The sequence below is a fragment of the Weissella viridescens genome (assembly GCF_014789145.1).
Classification (GTDB): Bacteria; Bacillota; Bacilli; order Lactobacillales; family Lactobacillaceae; genus Weissella; species Weissella viridescens.
In genome coordinates this window covers 564960-589675 of sequence record NZ_CP061835.1, presented here as the reverse complement: position 1 = coordinate 589675, position 24716 = coordinate 564960, and the positions used below count along the sequence as shown (strand labels likewise).

The window sequence follows — 24716 nt, the reverse complement described above, 5'->3', positions numbered from 1 at the left end:
TTAGGTCCATTAGTCAAAGTTTCGATATCGTGCCATAGTCTCATCTAATAATTCAACCAGGGTCTTAATTTCAGGATCTTGGTCCCAATCCGGTTTGGCGACCATGTCGATTGCTTCTTCTTGAGCAATGGTCATCATTTTCAAATCATGGACTGGATCGCCAACTTTAAACTCCGGTACACCAGACTGACGCTTGCCCAAGATATCACCTGACCCACGTAACTCAAGATCCTTCTGTGCAAGCACAAAACCATCTGTCGTCTGCGTCATAACTTCCATCCGTTCAATGCCGTATTGTGTCTTTGGATCACTTACCAAGAAATTATAGGATTGCCGCTCACCTCGACCAACGCGGCCTCGTAATTGATGTAATTGCGACAAACCAAAACGATCTGCATCTAGAATCAGCATCACACTGGCATTTGGCACATCCACACCAACTTCAATCACGGTTGTGGACACAAGCACTTGAAACTGGTTGGCTTTAAATTCTGCCATGACCTGTTCTTTCTCTTGGTTTGCCATACGTCCATGCAACAAACCAACCTGATATGTCGGCCCAAAGACATCGGCTAGTTCTTGATACACCGCTTCCGCATTTTGAACATCTAACGTTTCTGATTCCTCGATTAATGGCGTCACAACGTAGGCTTGTGCACCCTGTGCTAATTCAGACTTGATAAAGTCTAACACCTTTTCATATCCATTGTGGCGCACCCACTCCGTTTTGATTACTTTTCGACCAGCCGGTAGCTGATCGATGATTGAAACATCCATTTCACCATAAGCGGTAATTGCTAATGTTCTGGGAATTGGCGTTGCCGTCATAGCCAAAACATCTGGATTCATGCCAATTTCACGTAATTTAGCCCGTTGTTTCACCCCAAAGCGATGTTGCTCATCAATGACCGCAAGTCCTAAATTATGGAAAAGGACATCCGGTTGAATTAGAGCATGCGTACCGACCAAAATGTCAATATCACCAGCAACTAAATCTTCCAAGATTTGTCGACGAGCTGCAGCCTTAGTCGAACCGGTTAGGAGTTCCACACGGACATCAGTTTCAGCAAAAAAATTACCTAACGTTCGGGCGTGCTGCTGTGCCAAGATTTCAGTAGGTGCCATTAAAGTTGCCTGCATGCCCGCAGTAATTGCACCATACATCGCTAATGCAGCCACAACTGTCTTTCCAGACCCGACATCCCCCTGCAGTAAACGATTCATATGCTGAGGTCGACGCATATCTCTGAGTATTTCATTTACGACACGCTTTTGTGCTTCGGTTAACTCAAACGGCAAGGTCGTGATGAATTGTTTCAATTCATCGTTATCAAAATTAACCGGACGACCCTGATTTTGCCGATCCATTTGTTTAATGAGCTGTAGCCGCATTTGAAAGATAAAGAATTCTTCAAAAGATGCTGTACGTCGTGCAGCTTGTGCCGTGACGGCATCAGTTGGTTGATGCATATTTTTGATTACCTCGCCGTGAGACATCAGTTGATAGCGCCGGCGAATTGACTCGGGAATTAACTCTTGATCAATCAAATCTGCATACGTGTGCAATGCTTGGAAAACTAACTCTTTAATAGTTGATTGGCGAATCTCTTTAGAAGCTGGGTAGACCGCCTGCATGTCATTTTCTTCTTCATTCAAAATAATTTTCATACCAGTCATACGCTGTTTTTTCTGTTCATACGTTCCATAAACGGCAATTTCATTTTGAATGTCAATTTTTTGAGCAATCCATGGCTGGTTGAAAAAACTGACTTGAATCGTCTCGTGTTCAATTGATAAGCGAAACGTCACCATAACTTTTTTATAACCAAAGCGTCGCACCACCGGAGCTGATGCCACAACCCCTTTAAACGTTACTTTTTCACCATCAGCTGTTTGTGAGGGTAATTTTTCCGCTAAATCATCATAACGCGTCGGATAGTAAGTCACTAAATCAGCAATGGTGTAGATGTCTAAATGATTGAGCGCCTGTTCACGCTTGGGACCCACACCAGTTAATTGGCCGACTGAATCCATTAAACTTTTTGTCATTGGTCCCTCCTTTCAAAAAAAAGAGCTAGCATGTGCTAACTCTACTTTAATGTTTATACCCATTAATCATTATTCAACTGATAACAAAATTGGGTACAGTGGCTGACCCCCATCATGAATTTCAAATTCTAATTCATCATCGAGACTCTCACCATAACTCACAATTGCATCTGCCAAGTCAGAATTGCCTTCAAGACCGAAATAGATTGTAACGAGTTCTGAATCGTCATCAAGCATCTTCTCAAGCAAAGCTTTCGCGGCAGCTTCAATATCAGCATTTGGTTTTGCGACAACAATTTCACCATCCAAAATACCAATACTGTCACCATCATGAATTTCTAAGCCTTTAATATTCGTATCACGAACTGACGTTGTCACAGAACCAGACTTAATATCACTAATGGTACCCGACATGGCATCCACTGTTTGATCTAATTGACCTTCAGGATTATATCCCAAAACCATCGCTGTCAAACCTTGTTGTTGTGTCTTAGTCCGTACAACCGCCGTTGGCATATCAGTCAAATCAACTGCTTGATCCGCTGCCATAAAGATATTGCTATCATTAGGCAAAATAATGACTTGCTTGGCGCCAGTTCCGTTTACGGCAGCAACTAAGTCTGCTGTTGAAGGCGCTTGCTCCCCATCAAGAACAGTCGTGACACCTGCGTCCTTGAAGAGCTTCTGCATTCCTGAACCCGTGGCAATTGTCACAACTGCCAAGTCTTTAGCAGCAGCTTGTTCAGCTTCCGCTTCTCGTTGCTTATCTGCCTTTTCAGCAGCTTCAGCTTGTTGGTTACGCATGTTATCAACTTTGACCTTACGCAATGAACCGAAATGAGTTCCCCATTCAATCACCGCACCTGGGTTCTCTGTGTGGACGTGCACCTTAACAACTTCGTCATCATTGATAACAAGCAATGAATCACCTAATCCGGCAAGATAGTTGTAGAAAGTATCATAATCAAAGTCCTTGTCATAGGTCGTTCCTTGAGCGATATCGACCATAATCTCAGTACAGTAACCATACTTAATGTCTTGTGGATCAAGATCACCCTGAACACCCGCATTGTGCATTGATTGAATCATCGCTTCTAGGCCTGCATTGTCAACATTTCCAGATGTGATTTCTTCACCTGACAAAGCACCGTAAAAAGCTTGGAAAACAATCACAAGCCCTTGACCACCTGAATCAACAACCCCTACTTCTTTCAAAGCAGGCAATAAGTCTGGTGTCTTCGCCAAAGCTTTTTCCGCAGCATCCAATGTTTCATGCATCACTTCAACCACATCTTCGGTCTGCTTAGCAGCACGATTAGCTGCCGCTGCTGCCTCACGAATGACAGTCAAAATTGTCCCTTCTGTGGGTTTCATAACTGCCTTATACGCAGTTTCTGCACCACCCATCAAGGCATCAGCAAAATCACGTGCTGAAAGGGTTTGTTTACCATCAACAGAATTTGCAAACCCCCGGAAAATTTGTGATAGGATGACACCTGAATTACCACGTGCTCCCATTAAAAGCCCTTTTGAAGTGGCCTTTGCTAAACTCCCTAGGCTTGTATCATCTTCAGCGCGTTCGTACTCTGCACCGCTCGCCATTGATAAGGTCATATTTGTACCCGTATCACCATCAGGTACAGGGAAAACATTTAATTTATTGATTTTTTCTGCATTATCCTGCAAAGCGCTTGCTGCAGAATTAATCATCTTACCAAATTCGACATTGGTAATTTCTGTTAGTACTTCCACAATCTTAACTCCTTATCGTTACCGTTCTAATCTTCAAGCATACGGACGCCTTGTACCGTCACATTCACTTCTTGTGCCACAATACCTAACATCACATTTAAATCATTTTTAACGCGTGCTTGGACGCTCTTGGAAATTTCAGAGATTTTCATGCCGTAACCAACAATAATGTAAACATCAACAATCACACCATTATCCGCTTGACGAACAACAACACCCTTTGCGAAGTTATCTCCATTCAAAATCTGATTGACACCATCACGAACTGGGGTTTGGCTAGCCATACCCACGACACCATAATTATCCGTCGCAGCACCACCAACGATTGTTGCAATTACATCATTTTCGATTTCAATAGTTCCTTGATTGATTTGAATCTTAACTGCCATGTTGTTTGACCTCCGTTTGAAACTGTCACCATGCATTGCTTGGCAACCTGTCGATTATGTCTCGTTCTTAACTCATTCTATTCTAACAGGTTTCTGGTGATAAAAGAAAAAAGCCACCATAATCGGTAGCTTTTTTAATTAAACACGCTCAATTGTACCGTTCTTCAAACCAGCCTTCAAAGTACGAGCTGATAGGTACACCTTCTTAGGTGCTGAACCGTTAATCTTAACCGTCACTTTTTGCAAGTTTGGCTTCCAGCTACGACGACTTGAGTTAAGGGCGTGTGAACGTTGGTTACCAAAGCGAGTACGCTTTCCGTTGACTGCATCAACTGCCATATGTTTACCCTCCAATCTTAAGCTCTCTAAATTTTTTTAGTGCTTTTATTTACTTGAATAATAATACCAAACCACTCGCACTTGTGCAAGGGTTTTGTGTAAAGTATTTTTACTTTACACAATTTACATCAGATACAGACGGCTTAAATTTCTGCATCTCGGCTTTGAATCACTGCTACAATGCCTGATTCAAAGCTAAAATGATTTGTATCACCCACAAATTCATTTGATGACCACGAGTAAGGATTTCCACTCCATTGCTGTAAAGGATACTTTTCATCAATAAGTGTTAAATGCGTTACCGGAGTTAATGGCATAAATCCAAGGTACTTCATCTGTGGACTTTTGTTAATTGTATGCTGACCTGCTTCATAAAAAGTAATTTCATTATAACGATCAACAACACGTACCTTAGACAACAATGATTGAAATTTGGGGTTGGTAAAAATCCAAATATTTGAAAAAAATTGATCAATTCGGCCACCAGTTGCACCATAAATATCAATCTGTTCTATGTCGTACATCTGTTCTAAGGTCGTTAACAAAAGTTCGGTATCGGTCTGGTTTTGATCTGTCTTTGTCACCACATGGGCAACTTGTTGAAAAACATCAGCTTGTTCCGCCTTTGACATCGAATCAAAATCACCAACAACCAATTCTGGTTGATACCCCAAAGCTAGTAGCCGTAAGGCACCGCGATCAGCCGCTGCCCACCGTCCAGACAATTGGCCTTGTTTAAGTTGGGCAGGCCAATCCGCTTCGGGTCCGCCTACTAAAACTTGAAAGGTATCACCCATTAGTCAGCCGTCACTTCCTTAAGACGGGCAATCTTGGCAGCTGGATCAACTTTGTCATAGACATATGAACCAGCAACTGCAACAGTTGCACCGGCTTCATAGGCTAACTTAGTCGTTTCATCATTAGCCCCACCGTCAATTTGAATATCAAAAGTATAGCCGTTATCACGCTTAATTTGGGCTAACTTTTCAATCTTCTTAAGCATTGATGGTAAGAACTTTTGACCACCAAAACCAGGGTTAACTGTCATAATCAATACTTGGTCAACCATGTCCAAGACTGGTTCAATCAGTTCAACTGCAGTTCCGGGGTTAATGACAACCTCAGCTTTAACACCGTTATTCTTAATCATTTGAAGGGCACGGTGGATATGTTGTGTTGCTTCATATTGCACCCCAATAATATCAGAACCAGCTTGTGCAAATTCATCCACGTAACGTTCTGGTTCTTCAACCATCAAATGAACATCCAATGGTAGATTAGTAACTTGCTTCAATGCCTTGACCCAACCTGGCCCATATGAAATAGATGGGACAAACATGCCATCCATAACATCAACGTGTAACATATCTGCGCCTGCCGCTTCGACTAGCGCAACGTCATCTTGAAGATTCAAATAATCAGCTGACAAAATTGATGGTGCAACTTTAATTGACATATCCATAACCTCTTTTTCTATTTTTAATGTTTCTTATCATGTTTATTATAAACCGGACGACGGCCTTCAATCAAATCATAAAACATTTTATAGTTCTCATAACGTGACGTCATAATCTCGCCCATTTCGACAGCTGGCTTCACCGCACAGCCTGGTTCCTTCAAATGGACACAGCCCCGATACTTACATTCTGGACTATATCCATTAAATTCGCGGAAATAATGGGTCAATTGATTTGCTTCCATGTCAAACACTTCAAAGGCAGAGAAACCTGGTGTATCAGCCACTAAACCACCATACATCTCAATCAGTCCCACTTGACGTGTTGTGTGTTTACCACGCATAAGTGTTTCTGACACCACGCCTGTTGCTAGGTCCAAATCAGGTACCAGATGATTCAACAAGGTGCTCTTTCCGGCTCCTGTTTGTCCCATAAAGACTGTCAGCTTATCAGGTAATAGTGCTCGAATTTCATCTAAACTAGCGTCATCAAATGAAACTTCTGGAAAAATCACCTGATAACCAGCTTGTTGATAACCTTTTGCAACTTGCAGTAAGTATTCTCGCGATTCACTAGAAATCAAGTCAGTCTTTGAAAAATAAATAACGGGTTCGATTTGCCGTTCCTCAAGCGCTACCAATTGCCGATCAAGTAAATTACTAGAGTATTCTGGAATTTCCACTGAAGTCACCACGATGGCTTGATCAACATTGGATACAGGTGGCCGCACAAGCGAATTACGGCGGTCATCAATACTTAAAATATAGCCATCATCAGCTTGGGTCGCTGAGAATACAACGAAATCACCCACTAATGGTTTCACATCTTTCTTTCGAAAATTACCTCGAGCGCGTGCTCGAAACATTTCACCAGCGTCGGTTTTAATATCGTAGAAACCGGCTAAAGATAACTGGATTTGTCCATGGTATTCTGCCATACCTACCTCTTTCTCTCTTTAATCATTTGGCCCTGATACGGTTGTACTTGAACTAGAACTTACTTGAGGCGTTGAAGGCGAAACTTCAGAGTTACTAGAGGTGTCAGGCTTTTCTGAATCTGTACTTGATGTACTCTGTGAAGTTTCAGATGTTGAAGACTCCTCACGTCGTTCCGACTTAGAAGATGCGACTGATGGGTTTGTAGCGCGCGAGACAGCCTCAGAATCCTCAACACTTTTTTGCGAGGCTTGTGGTAAATCGATTTTTTCTGGGACCATCGACACGACAAAATTAACGGTTGTCTTATTAGGAATCACTTTCTTGTCCGGCTTGATACTCTGTTTAATAATATACCCAACCGGCACAGAATCGCTGTGTTCGTGACTGTTAGTAACTGTATAACCCTTAGCCTTTAAACGATCAGCCACTGTCTCATAAGCTTCGTTTCGATAATCGCCAAAACGAATCTTATGTGGTCCCTTAGAAACCGTGAGCTTAATTTTGGCATCACGAGCCACATGGGCACCAGCCTTGGGTTGCGATGCCAACACATCCCCTGATTTTGTTGTTTCAGAATATTTATAGGTAATCGTTCCAGGCTTTAAATTAGCCGCAGCTAATTCATCCTTGGCTGATTGCAATGACATATCTTGCACATCTGGAACAGTCGCTTGCTTAGGCGTCTGCATGCCGTAGATTGTCAAACCTATAATAAAGGCAGCAAGCACAGCCAAAATACCGACAAGCCACACGCGTTTCTTCTTATAAAACGGTTTTGGTTGTTGGTCTGCCTGTCCGGCAGTTGTCGCAGTCGCCTCATCATTATCTCGATTAACTGCCATAACCGTGGCTGTCTTTTCAGACAGCTTAGCTTCATTCGCCGTCGTCTGCCTTTTGATTGTTGTCATAACTTTGGTTGGTTCAGTCTCATCATTTGCTGAAGGGCTGATCCAACGTGCTTCATTGACGCGATCAGGTGACAATGCTGTAGCTAAATCCATACGCATGGCATTCGCTGAATCATAACGTTCCAGTGGATTTTTAGCTGTTGCTTTCAAAATAACATTTTCTACGGCTTGTGGAATCCGTGGGTCACTTTCGCGCACCAAAGGCATAGGATCCGTTGTATGCTTAATGGCCACCGCGACGGACGTTTCCCCATCAAAAGGAACCTTGCCGGCCAACAACTCATATAACATAATACCCAGAGAATAAATGTCACTTTGCGGTGTTGCTGGTTCACCACGTACTTGTTCTGGTGCCATATAATGCACAGAACCAATCGCCATATTGGTTTGCGTCATACCAAACGAAGATTGCGCACGTGCAATCCCAAAATCCGTAATTTTCGCAGTCCCATCCACTGTCATTAAGACATTTTGTGGCTTTAAATCACGATGAATAATACCGTGATTATGGGCCTCCTGGACACCACTCAAGACTTGCCCCATGATATCCACGACCTTTGTTAAGGGGAGTGGAAAATTATCCGTCTCGTAACGCTTCAAGTCTGGACCGGAAATATACTCAGTCACTAAATACTGATTTCCGTCATCATCCCCATAATCATAAACCTGTGTGATATTTGGATGAACAAGTTCAGTTGAAGCCCGAATTTCATTTTCAAAGCGTTTCTTAGCAATGGGATCATCTCGCATATCTAAGCGCATGATTTTCAAGGCAACTTCCCGATCCAAAATCATGTCATAGGCACGATAAACATTGGCCATGCCACCCTCACCCAGTGGGCCAATTATTTTATAACGTCCGCCAATTACTTGATCTGGTTGCATTAGGCATCCTCACTTTCTTGGTACCCTAACAAAACCGTCACATTATCGCTTCCACCAGCTTCATTTGTTTGTTGGATTAGTTGTGACACCGCCTCAGTCATTGATGAGACTTGTGTCAATGTGTCATAGATGACTTGATCACTCAAATGTTTCACTAAGCCATCCGTTGTTAGTAAAATTTCATCACCTGGTTGTAGGGCAAAATCAAACAAATCGATTTCAGTTTCTTCATTAACGCCCAACTGACGTGTTAAAACATTTCGACCACCATTAGCGCTTGCTTCATCAGGCGTCATTGATCCGGCTCGAACCAGTTCTTGTGCTAAATTATGATCTTCTGTAATTTGAAACAATTGTGCATTCCGTAGCATGTAGGCTCGTGAATCACCAAGATTTCCAAAACAAATTTGATCTGGAAAAATGACGGCCAATACAATTGTTGTGGCCATACCTTCCAGTGTTCGGTACCGTCCAGCTGTTTCTAAAATTGTTGCATTTTCTTGTTGAATGGCTTGGACAATCCAAGTCTTTGCTTCAGCGATTGTTTGCACCGTTGCTTGTCGCCAAGCATTACCTAAATGTGACACCGCCATATTCGAAGCGACATCTCCGGCCTGCTCACCGCCGACCCCATCTGCCACTATTGCTAATTGAACACCCAACTGATTTTTAAAAGCACCAACATAATCTTGGTTATCGGCGCGGACTCTCCCAGTATCAGTTGCATATGCTATTTTCATAGCGACCTCCATCTTTTATCCGATCTATTTCTCAGTACGTTCTAGTGTTGCAATAAAGAATCCATCAGTGCCATATTGATCCGGCATAATGTGAATTAATTGTTGTTCATCAACAATTGATAAGTCTAATTCTACCATGCTTTTAGCAATTCTAAAATTAGAATGTGTTGCCAAGAATTTTTGAATTACATCATCATTCTCAAGGTTTACAAAAGTACATGTACCGTAAACTAGACGCCCACCAACCTTTAATTTATCAGCAACAGCATTTAAAATTTCAAGCTGAATTTTTTGTAAATTACGACTATCATCAAGTGTTTTTTCGTAACGAATTTCAGGTTTACGTCGTAACAATCCCAAACCGGAACATGGTGCATCGACTAGAATGCGATCAAACGTCTCATTTTCAAAAGCATCATCCACTTTTCGTGCATCAAGCGAATGCGCCTTCACCCGGTCAGCCACACCCAGCCGATACGCATTTTCCGCAATTAGTTTAACTTTATGGTCATGAATATCTAGTGCATCCACACTTCCACCCTGCGTAGCATCCAAATAAGTTGCAATTTGGGTGGTTTTACCACCTGGCGCAGCAGCAGCATCCAACACGCGCATGTCAGGTGCAATTTCAAGACTTGGCACCATCAACATGGCAGCCTCGTCTTGCAGTGTAATTAAGCCAGCTTCAAAAGCATGTGAGCTAGCTGCATGGCCATTTTCCAAGCGAAGTCCGACTGGGGAAACTTCCGAGCGCGTTACCTTGAACCCTTCAAATTCCAAATCACTAATGGCTTCATCAACGCTGGCTAAGGCTATGTTCACACGAGCTGATTGGGCCGGTGCGTGGTTGATGCTTGCCGCAATTTTTTCAGTCCGTTCAACCCCATATTGTTCGACAAGTAAGTCAATAATCCAAATGGGTAACGATTCTTGGACTGAAAGACGTTCTGTTGGATTCGTAATCTTATCCGTATCCGGTAACCCTTGTCGATCCATGGCGTGTAATGTTCCTGTCACCATACGTCGGATACCGTCATGTCCACGCTTTTTAGCAATATTGATAGCCTCATCAAAGACTGCACGTTTGGGTACTTTATCCAAATATTGCCACTGGAACAACGAAATCATAAAGAGTTCTCGAACCCATGGATCAAGGCGGTTCGGGTTCTTAATAAAAGGCTTCAACCAATATTCTAATGTTAAGCGATGTTGAATAACCCCATAGACCATTGTTGTCATAAAGTGGATGTCACGTTCTGACAAATCGGCTTGTTTAATCATGGCATTCAACTCTAGGTTGGAATATGATCCTGTTCGTACCTTTTCAAGTGTTCTTACGGCCATGGCCCGTGGATTTGTCTTTTCCCACTTACTAATTGCTGTTTGTTGTTTACTCATCATCGATTACCTGATCACCTTCGTTGAATTTTGCGTGGCCGTTCAGATAATCTGAAACAGTCATTTTGGGTTTTCCTGCTGGTTGAATCTCATCAATGGCCACCACAGTGTGTTGACCAGCTGCTAGCCAAAGTTCTTTTTTCGTTTTCTTAACGACTGACCCAGCGGGTAATTCAGTCGTTGCGTCAACAAGATGCGTTCGTTGAATCTTTGTCCGAACCCCATTAATTGTCGTGTGGGCCGTTGGAAAAGGATTTAAACCTCGAACATGGTTGTGCACTGCTTGTGCTGAAGCCTTAAAATCTAAAACTTCTTGTTCGGGTGTTATGTTTGGTGAAAAAGTCACTTGAGCAGGATCTTGCGGGGTACGCGAGCTTGTTCCCTCAATCAAATGCGGTAACGTTTCCATTAACAAATCACGACCAAGCTGACTTAATTTATCGAACATCTCACCTGTCGTATCATTGGCGCCAATTGTCAAATCTGCTTGACTAATAATATCACCCGCATCCATGGCCTTGACCATATACATAATTGTTACACCAGTCTTAGCATCCCCGTTCATCACTGCATAATGAATGGGTGCACCACCTCGATACTTAGGTAACAAAGATGCATGTACATTAATTGCTGCAATTTTAGCTGCATTTAATAGTTTAGTCGGTAAAAATTGACCGTAAGCCGCCGTAATAATTAAATCCGGTTCGCTATTGATAAGGGTTGCGAGTTCCTCTGAACCACTCAATTTTTCAGGTTGTAGGATTGGTAAATTCAACGCCACAGCTGCCTTTTTTACAGGGGTTGGGGTTAGGACGCGCTTGCGACCGACGGGACGATCAGGTTGTGTCACCACCGCAACCACATTGTACGCATCATCTTGCGCAATTGCTTCTAAAATTGGGACTGAAAAATCTGGTGTTCCCATAAAAATAATATTCTTTGACATCATTACTCCTTTTTAAAGTGCATTATGTATGTTAACCGCCAACAACTTGACGATTAAACAAAGTTGACCGGATCACGGTCAATCAATAGTGTGACCTTTTGTCGCTGTAATCGTTGTCCAGCTTGCATTAACTCGTCTAGTGCTTCAAATAATTTAGCACTTTGCCGATATTTAATGACAATACGGTAAACATATTTGTTATTCAGCCGTGCTACCGACCCAGCCGATGGCCCGAGCATAACCGTTTTTAAATCAAGATACGGTTTCAACCAATCCGCAATCTCATAGGCGACGCGAGCTGATTCAGTTTGCGATTCATGTAAAACTTTGAGTTGAATGGTGTAATAATACGGCGAGTACTGCCATTCTTTACGAATTGCCATTTCATACTGGTAAAAGCCTTCATAATCATGCGTTTGTGCAAACCGTAACGCATAATGTTCTGGATTATACGTTTGCACAATCACTTCTCCTGGTTTCTCCGCTCGTCCTGCTCGCCCCGAAACCTGTGTTAATAGCTGAAAAGTGCGTTCAGCGGCACGATAGTCGGGTAAAGCCAACGTTGTATCAGCATTAAGCACGCCAACTAGCGTGATATCGGGAAAATCAAGCCCTTTAGCAATCATTTGCGTGCCAAGTAAAATGTCAGCTTCGTGGTTACCAAAAGCTTCCAGCATGCCGTCAGTCGCCCCTTTTTTTCGGGTTGTATCCTGATCCATTCGTAACACACGTGCAGTCGGTAAGTACTCTTTAAGCATCGCTTCAACTTTTTGCGTGCCCGCGCCAAAGGGCCGAATACGCTGTGAACCACAGTTAGGACATGTTTTCGGAATTGGTTCTTGATAGCCACAATAATGGCAAATTAGACTATTGGTTACTTTATGCATGGTTAAAGCCAAATCACAGTTAACACATGTTGGCGTAAAGCCACAATCACGACAGCTAACATAATTAGCGTAACCGCGGCGATTAAGCATTAAGACACTTTGTTCGCCACGTGCCAATCGTTGACGTAAAGCTTCCAATAGTTCATTTGAAAATAAATCATCGGAGCCCGATTTAATGGACTCACGCATATCGACTAAACTTACTGGTGGCAATGGTTGAGTTTGGACTCGTTGGGTCAAACGCAATAGCGTGTACTGACCTTGTTGGGCATGAGCACGACTTTCTAAAGAAGGCGTTGCCGATCCTAAGACCACTGTGGCTCGATGGTAAGACGCCCGCCAAAGTGCAACATCACGCGCATGATATCGCGGATTTTCTTCCTGCTTATACGAAGCATCGTGTTCTTCATCCAAAATGATAAGTCCGATATCCTGTAAGGGAGCAAAAATAGCTGACCGGGCTCCAACGACTACCCTTGCTTCGCCACGCTCTATCCGGCGCCACTCATCATAACGTTCACCGTCGGAAAGCGCACTATGTAGAACAGCTACAGCTTCACCAAAGCGACTTTTCACGCGGCGTACCATCTGAGGGGTTAGCGTGATTTCTGGAACCAACATCAAGGCTGTTTTCCCTTGCGCTAGAACTGTTGCCATTGCTTGTAAGTACACTTCGGTTTTCCCAGAACCAGTCACACCTTCCAATAAGTACGTCTGACTGTTCGCATCATCCGTCAGATTCTCTGACAGTATTGTAAAAACATGCGCTTGTTGCTCCGTTAGCGGTAACGGCTCAGTCGCCGTGATAGCTGAGGTTAACTTTGGTAAGCGATATTGTTCAATTTCACCTTTTTGTATCCACCCATTTGTTTCGGCTTTCTTCAATGTCGTGTAGTCGACCGCAGTCGCATCAATAATTTCTTTTTGTGCAATCCAATTTGGAGAAGCCGTCATCAAATACGTCAATAATCGTGCCTGTTTCTTGGCCGTAGGACGTAGCCCTTGCCGAATTTCATCATATTTTTCAGCCGACAAGATTGGTTTAACAGCCGTAACCAATTTAATTTTCGCACGATTACCCACTTGATAATTGATGGCCACTTGACCTAAGCGGGCATATTTATGTAACGCCGTTAACACTTCAGGTGTCACATGATTGTCGTCCAACGGTACCTCAAAACGATCGGTGAAAAAATCACGCAGCATTGCATCTGTTTCTAAAAGCGCAGGGTCACGTAACTGAACGGTTTTCACATACTTGGCCCGCATAACATTAGGTAACATCACCTGTAAGACACTAATTTTAAAGGCAAAATTCTCACGAGCAACCCAATCGGCTAATTCAAGCATCTCTGCATTTAGAACAGGTGCCACATCAACGACATCAGTAATTTCTTTTAAATCCACCTCACCATGATAGTCATCTTGCAGACCAACCACAAATCCTTGTACTTGTCGGCTACCCTTACCGAAAGGAACGACAACCCGCATCCCAGCCTCAACAACCGCCACAAATTTGTCTGGAATGGCATAAGTATAGGGTTGGTTCGTTTGCATCGTTGGTACATCAACAATTATTTGAGCAAACATCCTCATCCCCCCTTTCCAGCTTGGTTTAATACTTTATTGTAACAAATTTACGCGGTATCCCCTAATTTACAAAAAAAAACAGCTTAACATGACTTACTCTGTCAAACTGTCTTTTCAAATTTAGTGGCTGAGATGATTATCTGAAAGCCATGTCTGCATTTGGTTCACAAAGTTCAAATTCTCTTCTTTTTGTCCCACGTCTGGGGCTTTGGCTAACATTACTGGTTCAGCCTGAACCGCGTCTGCCCCCGGCTTTTGTACTAGCAACAATGCCTTGCTTGCTTGTTTATCCAAAAACAATTTGTCTGAGAATTGGATAAATCCTTGGAAATAGATACCATCGTTTTGGAAATACTTCAGTAGTTGGGGTGCCTGTTCTGATTCAAATAAGTGTGCTGGCACAATTAACAAACCAAGGCCCCCAGGTCGTAGTGTTTCCATAACCTTCTCGATGAGTAGATGATGCACATACGTCAAACCATCTTCAACAACAGTTTGGTAGCCCGCATCCAACTCCTTTGGATAATATCCCACGGGCAAATGTGCAACAACAACGTCCATCTTGTCACTTAAATCAGGTGTATCCGCAAGGGCATCTTGATGATCTAATTGCCAATCTAAACCTAAAAGCGCAGCAACGCCACTGGCAATGGTAATAAGCGTATCATCATTTTCAACACCATAATATGTCGTCGTGTCCCCACGTTGCTGTAAGGCTAGGTTAACGGTTGCAAGTAGATTTCCTGATCCAACTGTAATATCTAAGACTTGGCTAGTCTGTTGAGGGTTCAAAAAGGCTTCAACAAAGAATGTTACCCACATACCAATCGCATCTGGCGTAACCTGGTAATTACCTTGCAACTTATCTTCTTGCATAGTTGCAACTAGAACAAGCTGCAACACTTGCCGCTTTTGTTCTGGTGTTAACGTGTTAAAGTCACTTTCCTTAAGTGTTTGCCGAATAAACTTACGATCCGCTTGCTCTAATTCGTTAAAGGCATCATCGTTTTGTCGATTAAGCGCCTCTAACACAATAATCAGGGCTTCAATGGCGGGGATATCCAATTTTTCGGCAAGTTGCGCTTGGGCAGCTTGCATTTTTTTTATAGCTTTTTCAATCGCTTCATACATGGGCATTTATCCCTCCAATTATTTATCTTTTTAGATATTCAATTATACGCCGTTTCAGCGTAAATTGATAGTCATCTCCCATTGTATGGCCGATATATTGAAACTTGTGTTTGATCTGGAGCAACGACATCATAGGCATGATATGCCTTATGATAACAAATTCGATAGCCCTCCTTTTCGACAAATTTTGGAAACGGTTGTGTTAATTTTTGGATGAGGTCAAGAGCCTTCGTTTTATGACGCCAATACTGTTGTTCAATGATTGTCAGTCGTTTTATTTGCACCAAGTTATTTTGTAATTGGTAGCCCAAAAAACTTAATCCGAAAAGCGAAAATAAAACAAGTTCGAAACAAAATGCGCGTCTCGTCCAACTAAATATGCACTTCTTGGACATCCTTTTGCCCCTTTTGATGAATGAAAAACATTTGAAAACATGCATGCGACAAACGTCTAAACGTTACTTGTTGTACTTGATTCATTAAAACAAAATGCCCCCCATTTTGCGTCACACTAACCAAGGACTGTTTCTTTTGTTCGATTGTATAGACGACACCACGTGGATGTTTAATTTTAATTCGTCGTTCCCCGACATCTAGAATACGACCACCTCCTAAGTGATGTTGCAAATGTTGGGTTACGATAAAATCCCCAATTTGCTGTTGATGCTGTCGTTGCTCAATTCGCCACTGTGCTAATGACTGCTGTGCATGACTCACACAAACAAACACCCCCTGTAAAATGATTAAGCTACACAGTAATTCAATCAACAAACTACCTTTTCTGTATTTGTACATACCAATCCATCTCATTTTTTAGATAGGCTTGTTTAATTTTTTCACAAATTGCCCGCTCCTGTCGCATCACCTGTACTTCATGACGTAGCATCCGGCCTATGGGCATCACAGTACCTACAACGAGTAGTAAACATAATAAACATTCACTTAAGATAAAAGCAGTTCGTTTAACGCCAGGTATAGGTACCACCCCCCACTTGAAAAACAAGTCGTTTACGATCCTTTGTTTTCGGATTAAAAGAAGATAACGTTCCACCTGTGATGGCATGTGCGTGTACCTCAATTCGCGGTGACCAATCATTTTTCCACTCTGAAGGTAGTGGGATTTTTATGCGATTCACATAAATCGCCTCATTTTTTGTATAAACATCAAATTGACGACCAGTAAGGCTGGATTGGAATCAGGCTGATGTAAAACACCGATCAAATTCATTTTCTACCGTGGACCAAGAACGGCTGTAACGCCCATGAAAGGTAAACATCAACAGTGTACACATAATCACACACCCTACGAGAATCTCAATTAGTAAAAATCCAGAACGTTTAACGTCCATTATTCAGGTCGTTTAACTTGGTCACCACGTAAAATGAGTTTCTCACGTTCAAACTGTTCAACTTGAGCTTTAGACATAAATCCGTGTTCCGCCAAGCTTGGTAATGAAACATCATATCCTGGATATTGTCCTTTAAAAAGATCCACTTGATTTTGAACATGGTGACAAAATGCTTCACTCTGCTTTTTTTCTGCAAACTGCCGGATACGGTTAACATTGGGCAGAACAAGCATCATCAATAAACTCATAATAAAAATCGTTGTAATGACCTCAATTAAGGTGAAGCCTGTTCGTTTTTTAATTTGCTCTAAACCGTTCATTAAAAGCGCTCCTCAAAATTTTGGTAGGTCGGTAAAATAAATTCACCATACAGCGCGATGATGCATCCACCTAAAATGACAAATAACAACGGCTGTAACAACTGTAAATAAACTTCAATCTTGCGCTCAACGAGCTTATTCAAATCCTCCGCCAATATCTGTAGTTCTATTCCGACTTGCTTGGCTGGGTGCCCTGATTCAAACAGCGTTTGCACTGTTTCTGGTAATATTGGCATACACTTTAAAACACCTATTAATGGTAAGCCTTGTTTTAAGGCATCTGTGACAGCCTGATGAATTAGTTTGCCAGATTTGGATTGTAGTAATTGGTGATGCGTTCGTAAGTATTCAAAAACATCGGTTAGTTGAACCCCACCTTGTAACAAACAGCCAATCTGGAAACACAGTTGTGCTTGTAATCTCAATCGCCAAATTTGGCCAACATACGGCAATCGCATTAAAACGTGTAAACCGTTCAAATATACGCACGCAGTTAAACTTAATCCTGCCGCCGTTAGCATTACGCCTACATGTATTAAAACAGTCCAAAGGCGGCTTGATTGCGTTAAAGTTACCGAAAAATAACCTGCCATCCCTAAAATCAGGATAAATAGACAGATGGGATAGGACGCCAATTGCCAAAACTTTTGGACATGTTGCGCATGCTGGCGTTCTCGATCCCCCAATATTTTTAAAAAACGTTGTTGTTGTCCATGTAGTTCAACAAGCGTCAATTCTGCAATGATGCTTGGATTAACGAATCGCGCTAAGCAAACCGATAACAGTTTCCCCTGTGCCAAATCTGCCACGATTACATCTATATCCGCTGACCATTTCGAACAGCTTCGCTGTATTAGTGCCAAAGCGGTTTGTAAATCAAACCCATTTTCTAGTAAGTGACTTAAACGGTTGAAAAATTCAGCTTGACGCTTACGTGACCAAAGTCGTCGAAATCTCATGTTTTTTCCTTTAAGAATTGATAGCTAAATTCAAAATTTTGTCGTTGTCGAACTTGAAATGCTAGCCCCGTTAAAACTTGATTTAAATCGCCAATGCCCACACCTAAATTCAAAAAGCGTTGCACAATTTCATTTAGACCTAGGGCGTGAATTGTTGTCAAAATCAAATGCCCACACAAAGCTGCCTCTACTACTTGCGCTGCCGTTTGTGCATCGCGAATCTCACCAATAACGATTACTTGGGGATGGTGCCTTAGCGCAAGTTTAAACAATTGTGCATACGTCATATCTGCTTGGTCATTAACCTGTAACTGTAAAACGGCTGGTTGTGTAATCTCAACAGGGTCCTCAATCGATAAAACGACTTAATCTGCTAAAAAATGTTGAATCAAATAAGCTAAAGAAGTTGATTTCCCAGCGCCCATAGCTCCCCCAATCACCCAGAGACCAGTACTATGGCGCATACGTTTACCAAAGATTTGGACTGCCGTATTATGCTGTAAGGGTCCTTCAATTTGAACGAGCGGATAAATGATTCGAATCACCATTGTTTCAGCTAACATAAAGTCCCCAACTGTTGAGATACGTAAATGTAGGTGATGCTCTTGATACTTGTAAGTCCACTGACCTGCCTGTGGTCGCCGATTTTCAGCTAAGTCGAGGTGCGCTTCATATTTCAAAAAACGTATCAGCGCTTGTCCAATCTCTAATCGTAAAGATGGTTGTGTTACATATCCGTTTGGCGTTAGAAATCCGACCATGATTTCTTGAGCTTGTGGTCTAAAATAAATATCTGAAGCAACTTGTTTGACTGCTTTTGTTATCAATTTTGAAAATAGTTCAAGCATGATTGATACCTCCTTTCTAGGAATTTCAAGAATATAGACGCACCTCACCAAATTTTTTCCAAAAAAAAAGCGCCCAAAGGCACTGATTTTATTTAATTTAATGCAATTGAAACAAAATTTAAAACGAATAGCAGTGTGATAATCCACAAAATCGGACTAATTTGCTTGAACTTCCCCTTAATCGTTTTAATCAATACATAGAAGATGAACCCTGCTGCAATTCCATACGAAATTGAATATGAAAAGGCCATAAACGCTGCCGTGAAGAAGGCCGGAATGGCAACTTCCAAATCATCCCAATCAATTTGTGTGAATTCATTCATCATTGAGATTCCAACAATAATCAAAATGGGTGCCGTAGCTTGACCCGGAATAACACCTACTAATGGTGCAGCAATAATTGAGAAAATGAAGCCGATGGCAACTACGACTGACGTTAAACCAGTGCGACCGCCGGCTTTAATTCCAGCAGTTGATTCAATAAAAGTTGTCGTATTTGAAGTACCAAAAATACCCGCAAACATCGTTGCAAAAGTATCCGCAACCAAACCACGGTCCATCTTAGACTTGAAGCCTTTGCCGTCGTAGAATTCCTTTTGATCTTCCTTCGTGAAGATTCCAGATGAAATTCCCGTTCCGATAAAGGTTCCGATGGCATCAAACAAACCAGACAATCCCATTGTGAAGACAGTTAGAATCACAACAAGAATATTCTTAGGTGTGGTAAACATTGACCAAAGTCCATCCTTACCCAGCGCCTGTCCAAAGATATCTCCAAAGTCTTTGAAAGTTGAGCCAAATGAGCCTAAAGCATCAATGTGGGTGTTCGTTACACCCATTGGGATTCCGATTAAGGTCGTCACAATGACCGAAATCAAGAATGCCCCAGGTACGTTTAAAATCACCATGATAACCAAAATAATAAACCCAATCAAAGCTAACAAAACAGGTGCTGAATTGAACGTCGTAATTTCTGGCGTCACACCACCGTTGGCTAGCATGCTGTTAATTGAATTAACCGCCATCCCTGGTGTATATGGCTTATTATTAACTGAAGTAATATTAGAAGGATCAATAATAAAGTTTAAGAATCCCGCATTTTTCAAACCAATATAGGCAATAAATAATCCAATACCGGCAGCAATCGCATGCTTAATTTGATCTGGAATTGCCTTAACAATTGCTGATCGAACCTTTGTTAAGGTAATAATCACATCAACCAAACCGACCAAAAAAACCATTCCTAAGGCTTGTTTCCAAGTGAAACCAAGTCCAAAGACAATTGTGTAGGTAAACATGGCCTGCATCCCGATTGATGGTGCAATCGCATATGGTAAATTAGCAAACAGCCCAATAATCAAAGTTCCCGTAACTGCAGTTAAGATGGTGGCCAAGAAAACACCTTGGCTTGGCATCCCTGTCAGAGATAGGACGGCTGGATTCAAAAAGATAATATAAGCCATCGCAACGAATGTCGTTAACCCAGCAATTACCTCAGTCTTTACATCGGTATGGTTTTCCGATAATTTAAAAAAACGTTCTAACATAATATCCCTTCTCCTACGACTCAAAGCCACTAAGGTCTCTGTTGTGACTAGATTCATGGAAAAGAAAAACGACACAAGAAAACTCTCATGTCGTCTGTAGTACCTTTTTCACGGATGAAGTCTGTGGCAGAACACGTTAACGACTTATCAAACTATTTAATAAACTATACATCTAGAATAGTGCTTTTTTTAAGAAAGGTCAATAAAAAAAGATGCAATTCTAATGAATTGCATCTCTAAAAATTATTCAGCAGTTGTGTAGACAGCTGAAACATCATCGTTGTCTTCTAATTCGTCAACCAAATTAGCCAATGTTTCTTGCTTGTCTTCTGGAACGGCCACTGGGTTTTGGGCAATCATGGTTACTTCAGCAGTATCGAAGTCGTAACCCTTCTCTTCCAAAGCAGCACGAACATCCTTAAAGACCTTAGGGTCAGTATAGATTTCGAATTGATCATCGAATGTCTTCAAATCATCAGCACCGGCTTCAATAATGTCTTCAAACAATTGATCTTCATCAATGTCTGTATCTTCGGTACGTTCGATTTCTAGGTAACCCTTACGGTCAAATTGGAAGGCAACAGAACCAGAAGTTCCGAGTTCACCACCGAAGTGCTTGAAACTAGCACGAACAGATGAGGCAGTACGGTTTGTGTTATCCGTTAAGGCATCCACAACGACTCCAACACCAGCCGGTCCATATCCTTCATAACGCAATTCTTGGTAATTGGCACCATCAGCACCTGAGGCCTTATCCAACGCACGTTGAATATTGTCCTTAGGCATGTTGGCAGCCTTAGCTTTATCCATTACCAAACGTAAAGCGGCGTTTGAATCTGGATCAGCACCACCTTCTTTAGCAACTGTATACAAGTCACGTGATAACTTTTGGAAAATCTTACCACGCTTGGCATCTTGGGCGTTCTTACGTCCTTGAATATTGTGCCATTTACTGTGTCCTGACATATCAAAAACCCCTTTTCACTTAGCTATTTATTCAATTCATTACGCTGCCACTTTCATCGCGCTTGCAATGAAGCGTGCAGAGTGACAAATTGTCACAATTGTAGATTAATTTTAACGCTTAAAATCAGCTGGTGTCAAGCCATCCATGCCAATGTTTGGGTCAATTTCTTGATTTGCAATTAATTTAGCAGTTAAAACCGTTGTTTTCGGTGCTTGAGCTTCTTTGGTCGTCGCACTTTGTGAATTTGCTTCATTTGGGTTAACTGCTTCCACTACCGATACAGTTTGGCTTGGTTTATCAACTGATTTTTGATCAGTTGCCACTTTATTAGGTGCACCGTGACTTAGTTGTGCCAACCGTTCCTGTAACGTGGTATGCCGCATAATACCTTCGGTCTGCGCCGCCTGTGCAAAAGCTGACTGCTCACCAAGCAAGACCAGTGATTCACTCGCTCGGGTAATCCCTGTATATAACAGATTCCGTTGCAGCATGCGTGCAAATGGACGTACCATGGGCATAATGACTAGTTTATACTCTGACCCCTGAGCTTTATGAATCGTGGTCGCATAGGCTAAGGTTAATTGATTCAAGTCTTGCCGCGTATAATCGACATCACCTGTATCGAAAGCAACGCTGACCAAATCCTTCTTTTCCGTATTTGCCTTATCTTTCGCTAAAAGAATTGTTTGAATGTAACCAATATCACCATTAAACACATTGTTTTCAGGGTCATTCGTGGTTTGCATGACTTTATCACCCACGCGTAACACGTAGGCATTATCGCCCATATTCATCGCAATTTCCCGCTTTTTTGGACTTGCTGGATTAAAGATGTTCTGGGCGATTTTATTTAAGTGATGCACCCCCGCCGGGGTTTTATACATAGGTGAAAGAATCTGCATATCCGCTACAGAAAAACCCTTATCCCGCCATGAACTTGCCACTTTTTCAATGAGTTGTGGCACTTGTTGGGCGCTAGCATTAAAATACGATCGATCAGCTTTTTGCATCGTAAAATCAGCTGGAAGTTGTCCTTGCTTCACCGACTGAGCCAACTCAATAATTGTCGAGCCTTTACCTTGCCGGTAAATCACCTCTAATTCGCGATAATTTAAGAGCCCACTGGCTAAAATGTCATAAAAAACACGCCCTGGTCCAACGGAAGGTAATTGATCTTTATCACCCACTAAAATAACCTGCATCCCCATCGGTACAGCTTTCAAAAGTAGGGCAAATAACTCAGTATCGACCATAGACATCTCATCGATAATCAATAGTTGTCCTTCAAGTTCTTCAACGTCCAGATCACGTGCAGACTCTCGACCTGTAATGCCAAGTAAACGATGAATTGTTGATGCGGGCATTTGTGTGGCTTCTGAGAGGCGCTTTGCGGCCCGTCCAGTTGGCGCCGCTAACATAATACTATCTGTTATTTTATCAGCTGGCATACCTTCACTTTGCGCGAGTAAACGGAACGTCTTGACAATCCCATTTAAGATAGTTGTCTTTCCAGTTCCCGGCCCTCCTGTCAAGATAAACAAATGACTGGTTAGTGCTGATATAATCGCATCTGTTTGATTTTCATCGTAAGCAAAATCATTTTGCTTCGCGACTGCTGCCACTTTTTTAACAACCGTTGCCCGCTCGAATTTCGCAGTTTTCATACGCGTCAAGCGAATCAATTTATCCGCAATATCCTTTTCAGCTTGATAAACTGACTGTAAATACAGATGGTCAGCTTCAGCCACCACATCACCTTGCTCCGTTAATTTTAGTAGTGCCGTTTGAATTGCCGCGACCGGAACTGGTTCACTCTGGCCTTGTTCAAGCATTCGCTGTGCTTCTTGCAACAATTGGTTCAACAAAATATACGTATCGCCTGATTCAAATGTCGCTCGATTAATGGTGGTTAAAACCGCCGCCTCTATGCGTCGTTGATCATCAGGTTCAATCCCTTGTTCAGCGGCAATTTGGTCCACACGTTTGAAACTAACGCCGTTAATGTCTGCTACTAGCTGGTATGGGTTTTCTTTCAATACCTGCAGCGTTTTGGCTTGATACTTTTCATAAATGTCGTTTGCCAAATTAGAGCCAAACCCAAAGTTATTGAGCGCAATAATCGTTCGCTCAACCCCATCAGCCTCTTCCAATCGTTTTACAAGGGTCGCTTGGACCTTTTCTGAAAGTCCCAACTGATCAAGAACATGTGCATCATCCAAAATTTTATCAATGGCATCTGAACCTAAGGTGTCAACAATTTTTGTCGCACTTGCTTTACCTACCCCAGGAAACCGATCCCCTGATAAGTAATCAATCACACCCTTCGCTGAAGTAATGGCTTCGCGTTGATAATTTTCTGCTAGAAACTGTTCACCATATCGTGCATGGGTTGTAATACGACCAGTAAACGTATAATCGCCACCAATTTGAATATCTCCAAAACTACCTGTTACCGTCATTTCCTCATCATCAAACTCAAAATTAGCTGATTCAACGCGGACGGCTAATACTTTATAAAAAGAATCTTGTGCAGCAAAAACGATATTCTCAACTGATCCAACAAGTTGCGGTTTTTCATTTGTTGCATCATTCAGTTGGTTTGCCATCAACAGTTTGTTCTCCTTGTTGCTTGTTAACAATCACCTGACTTAAATCATTTAATTGTTGTGTTTTTTGTTTGAACTTTGTAGCATCGAGTGTTTCCGCATAACTAAACCATTGGTTTTCGTCATCGATCGCCGCTACTTGTGCTAATAGGCCACGACCGAAGTTCGCCTCAAAGTCATCGCCATTAATGGCCAGAGCTCGTTCAAATGCCGCTTGCGCCTCATCGAATTGGTCCAAAGCCAGCCAAATATTACCTAACAAGTCGAAAGCATCCACATCTTGTGCATCTTGTTCAGTCCCCGTTAAGGCGAAGGCTAAGGCTTGTTTATAATTTTTCTGTGCAAACCAATCTTGCGCCTGCATCATCGTGACATCATGTGCCAGTTCTGGTAATTGAACAAGTTGAAAGAAATTTTGGGCTTGCGCATAACTTCCAGCTGCATAATAAACATTTCCAACACTATAAGCCAAATACGCTTTGGCTTGTGCATCGTCTTCAAAAAGTGACAAACTTTTGAGCCCCAATTCTTCGGCCTCTACAAAATTTCCGGTAGCCGTCAAAACATTGATTAAATCTGCATAAGCCTGCCAATTTTCAGGATGTGCTTCAATTTCTTTGACCAAACGTTGCATATCAGCTTGTTGCTGCTGACTGTCGGTTTCCTCTGATTCAGTTTGTGGATCTGTTTGTTCTTGCATGTTCATCAACC

20 protein-coding genes and 1 pseudogene are annotated in these 24716 nt (G+C 42.1%); all 21 read right to left on the bottom strand.

Annotation, left to right across the window (positions count from 1 at the left end; translation table 11 throughout):
* Positions 1-9: 9 nt before the first annotated feature.
* A complete protein-coding gene (gene recG, locus IE337_RS02955; RefSeq protein ID WP_191136728.1) occupies positions 10-2049 on the bottom strand; it encodes an ATP-dependent DNA helicase RecG in 2040 nt (679 codons plus the stop codon).
* A gap of 69 nt (positions 2050-2118) precedes the next feature.
* Positions 2119-3801 carry a DAK2 domain-containing protein gene (locus IE337_RS02950; protein ID WP_191136727.1) on the bottom strand — a complete coding sequence of 561 codons (1683 nt, stop codon included), beginning with the start codon at positions 3799-3801 and terminating at the stop codon, positions 2119-2121.
* A 26-nt stretch (positions 3802-3827) separates the two neighbouring features.
* Positions 3828-4190 carry an Asp23/Gls24 family envelope stress response protein gene (locus IE337_RS02945; protein ID WP_057746184.1) on the bottom strand — a complete coding sequence of 121 codons (363 nt, stop codon included), beginning with the start codon at positions 4188-4190 and terminating at the stop codon, positions 3828-3830.
* 138 nt (positions 4191-4328) lie between these two features.
* The gene (rpmB, locus tag IE337_RS02940; protein WP_057788503.1) at positions 4329-4529 is read right to left on the bottom strand and encodes a 50S ribosomal protein L28; all 201 of its coding nucleotides are present in this window, start codon (positions 4527-4529) and stop codon (positions 4329-4331) included.
* A 143-nt stretch (positions 4530-4672) separates the two neighbouring features.
* A complete protein-coding gene (locus tag IE337_RS02935) occupies positions 4673-5326 on the bottom strand; it encodes a thiamine diphosphokinase (RefSeq protein WP_191136726.1) in 654 nt (217 codons plus the stop codon).
* Complete coding sequence (gene rpe, locus IE337_RS02930) at positions 5326-5985, bottom strand: ribulose-phosphate 3-epimerase (protein WP_057746174.1); 660 nt, start codon at positions 5983-5985, stop codon at positions 5326-5328. Before rpe ends, IE337_RS02935 begins: the two co-directional genes overlap by 1 nt.
* Positions 5986-6008: 23 nt before the next feature.
* Positions 6009-6923 (bottom strand): ribosome small subunit-dependent GTPase A, encoded by a 915-nt coding sequence (gene rsgA / locus IE337_RS02925; protein WP_191136725.1) that lies wholly within the window; start codon positions 6921-6923, stop codon positions 6009-6011.
* Positions 6924-6941: 18 nt separating this feature from the next.
* A complete protein-coding gene (pknB, locus tag IE337_RS02920) occupies positions 6942-8717 on the bottom strand; it encodes a Stk1 family PASTA domain-containing Ser/Thr kinase (RefSeq protein WP_191136724.1) in 1776 nt (591 codons plus the stop codon).
* Positions 8717-9457 carry a Stp1/IreP family PP2C-type Ser/Thr phosphatase gene (locus IE337_RS02915; RefSeq protein WP_191136723.1) on the bottom strand — a complete coding sequence of 247 codons (741 nt, stop codon included), beginning with the start codon at positions 9455-9457 and terminating at the stop codon, positions 8717-8719. The genes pknB and IE337_RS02915 overlap by 1 nt, the downstream gene beginning before the upstream one ends.
* Positions 9458-9481: 24 nt before the next feature.
* Entirely contained in the window at positions 9482-10855 is a 1374-nt protein-coding gene (gene rsmB / locus IE337_RS02910; RefSeq protein ID WP_423841172.1) for a 16S rRNA (cytosine(967)-C(5))-methyltransferase RsmB, read from the bottom strand.
* Positions 10848-11801, bottom strand: a complete 954-nt coding sequence (fmt, locus tag IE337_RS02905) for a methionyl-tRNA formyltransferase (protein WP_191136866.1) — start codon at positions 11799-11801, stop codon at positions 10848-10850. Before fmt ends, rsmB begins: the two co-directional genes overlap by 8 nt.
* A gap of 53 nt (positions 11802-11854) precedes the next feature.
* Positions 11855-14284, bottom strand: coding sequence for a primosomal protein N' (priA, locus tag IE337_RS02900; protein WP_191136721.1), 2430 nt, complete (start codon positions 14282-14284; stop codon positions 11855-11857).
* Between the two features lie 114 nt (positions 14285-14398).
* Complete coding sequence (locus IE337_RS02895; RefSeq protein WP_191136720.1) at positions 14399-15409, bottom strand: class I SAM-dependent methyltransferase; 1011 nt, start codon at positions 15407-15409, stop codon at positions 14399-14401.
* Positions 15410-15781: 372 nt separating this feature from the next.
* Positions 15782-16126 (bottom strand): hypothetical protein, encoded by a 345-nt coding sequence (locus tag IE337_RS02890; protein ID WP_191136719.1) that lies wholly within the window; start codon positions 16124-16126, stop codon positions 15782-15784.
* 631 nt (positions 16127-16757) lie between these two features.
* A complete protein-coding gene (locus IE337_RS02885) occupies positions 16758-17078 on the bottom strand; it encodes a competence type IV pilus major pilin ComGC (protein WP_057746149.1) in 321 nt (106 codons plus the stop codon).
* Entirely contained in the window at positions 17078-18037 is a 960-nt protein-coding gene (locus IE337_RS02880) for a type II secretion system F family protein (protein WP_191136718.1), read from the bottom strand. The genes IE337_RS02885 and IE337_RS02880 overlap by 1 nt, the downstream gene beginning before the upstream one ends.
* Positions 18034-18885, bottom strand: a pseudogene (locus IE337_RS07875) (ATPase, T2SS/T4P/T4SS family). The gene IE337_RS02880 and the pseudogene IE337_RS07875 overlap by 4 nt, the downstream one beginning before the upstream one ends.
* A 92-nt stretch (positions 18886-18977) precedes the next feature.
* Positions 18978-20432: an NCS2 family permease gene (locus IE337_RS02865; RefSeq protein WP_191136716.1), complete on the bottom strand. Its 1455-nt coding sequence runs from the start codon at positions 20430-20432 to the stop codon at positions 18978-18980.
* A gap of 243 nt (positions 20433-20675) precedes the next feature.
* On the bottom strand, positions 20676-21398 hold the full coding sequence (locus IE337_RS02860; protein ID WP_057746137.1) for a YebC/PmpR family DNA-binding transcriptional regulator: 723 nt from the start codon (positions 21396-21398) through the stop codon (positions 20676-20678).
* A 111-nt stretch (positions 21399-21509) separates the two neighbouring features.
* Positions 21510-24005 carry an SF1B family DNA helicase RecD2 gene (gene recD2, locus IE337_RS02855; RefSeq protein ID WP_191136715.1) on the bottom strand — a complete coding sequence of 832 codons (2496 nt, stop codon included), beginning with the start codon at positions 24003-24005 and terminating at the stop codon, positions 21510-21512.
* Positions 23986-24705, bottom strand: coding sequence for a tetratricopeptide repeat protein (locus tag IE337_RS02850; protein WP_191136714.1), 720 nt, complete (start codon positions 24703-24705; stop codon positions 23986-23988). The genes recD2 and IE337_RS02850 overlap by 20 nt, the downstream gene beginning before the upstream one ends.
* Positions 24706-24716 lie beyond the last annotated feature (11 nt).

What these genes read in the sequence shown, in the direction of transcription:
- recG (WP_191136728.1), bottom strand. Translation starts at nt 2,049, where the DNA reads ATGACAAAAAGTTTAATGGATTCAGTCGGCCAATTAACTGGTGTGGGT.
- IE337_RS02945 (WP_057746184.1), bottom strand. Translation starts at nt 4,190, where the DNA reads ATGGCAGTTAAGATTCAAATCAATCAAGGAACTATTGAAATCGAAAAT.
- rpmB (WP_057788503.1), bottom strand. Translation starts at nt 4,529, where the DNA reads ATGGCAGTTGATGCAGTCAACGGAAAGCGTACTCGCTTTGGTAACCAA.
- IE337_RS02935 (WP_191136726.1), bottom strand. Translation starts at nt 5,326, where the DNA reads ATGGGTGATACCTTTCAAGTTTTAGTAGGCGGACCCGAAGCGGATTGG.
- rpe (WP_057746174.1), bottom strand. Translation starts at nt 5,985, where the DNA reads ATGTCAATTAAAGTTGCACCATCAATTTTGTCAGCTGATTATTTGAAT.
- rsgA (WP_191136725.1), bottom strand. Translation starts at nt 6,923, where the DNA reads ATGGCAGAATACCATGGACAAATCCAGTTATCTTTAGCCGGTTTCTAC.
- pknB (WP_191136724.1), bottom strand. Translation starts at nt 8,717, where the DNA reads ATGCAACCAGATCAAGTAATTGGCGGACGTTATAAAATAATTGGCCCA.
- IE337_RS02915 (WP_191136723.1), bottom strand. Translation starts at nt 9,457, where the DNA reads ATGAAAATAGCATATGCAACTGATACTGGGAGAGTCCGCGCCGATAAC.
- rsmB (WP_423841172.1), bottom strand. Translation starts at nt 10,855, where the DNA reads ATGAGTAAACAACAAACAGCAATTAGTAAGTGGGAAAAGACAAATCCA.
- fmt (WP_191136866.1), bottom strand. Translation starts at nt 11,801, where the DNA reads ATGTCAAAGAATATTATTTTTATGGGAACACCAGATTTTTCAGTCCCA.
- priA (WP_191136721.1), bottom strand. Translation starts at nt 14,284, where the DNA reads ATGAGGATGTTTGCTCAAATAATTGTTGATGTACCAACGATGCAAACG.
- IE337_RS02895 (WP_191136720.1), bottom strand. Translation starts at nt 15,409, where the DNA reads ATGTATGAAGCGATTGAAAAAGCTATAAAAAAAATGCAAGCTGCCCAA.
- IE337_RS02885 (WP_057746149.1), bottom strand. Translation starts at nt 17,078, where the DNA reads ATGAACGGTTTAGAGCAAATTAAAAAACGAACAGGCTTCACCTTAATT.
- IE337_RS02880 (WP_191136718.1), bottom strand. Translation starts at nt 18,037, where the DNA reads ATGAGATTTCGACGACTTTGGTCACGTAAGCGTCAAGCTGAATTTTTC.
- IE337_RS02865 (WP_191136716.1), bottom strand. Translation starts at nt 20,432, where the DNA reads ATGTTAGAACGTTTTTTTAAATTATCGGAAAACCATACCGATGTAAAG.
- IE337_RS02860 (WP_057746137.1), bottom strand. Translation starts at nt 21,398, where the DNA reads ATGTCAGGACACAGTAAATGGCACAATATTCAAGGACGTAAGAACGCC.
- recD2 (WP_191136715.1), bottom strand. Translation starts at nt 24,005, where the DNA reads ATGGCAAACCAACTGAATGATGCAACAAATGAAAAACCGCAACTTGTT.
- IE337_RS02850 (WP_191136714.1), bottom strand. Translation starts at nt 24,705, where the DNA reads ATGCAAGAACAAACAGATCCACAAACTGAATCAGAGGAAACCGACAGT.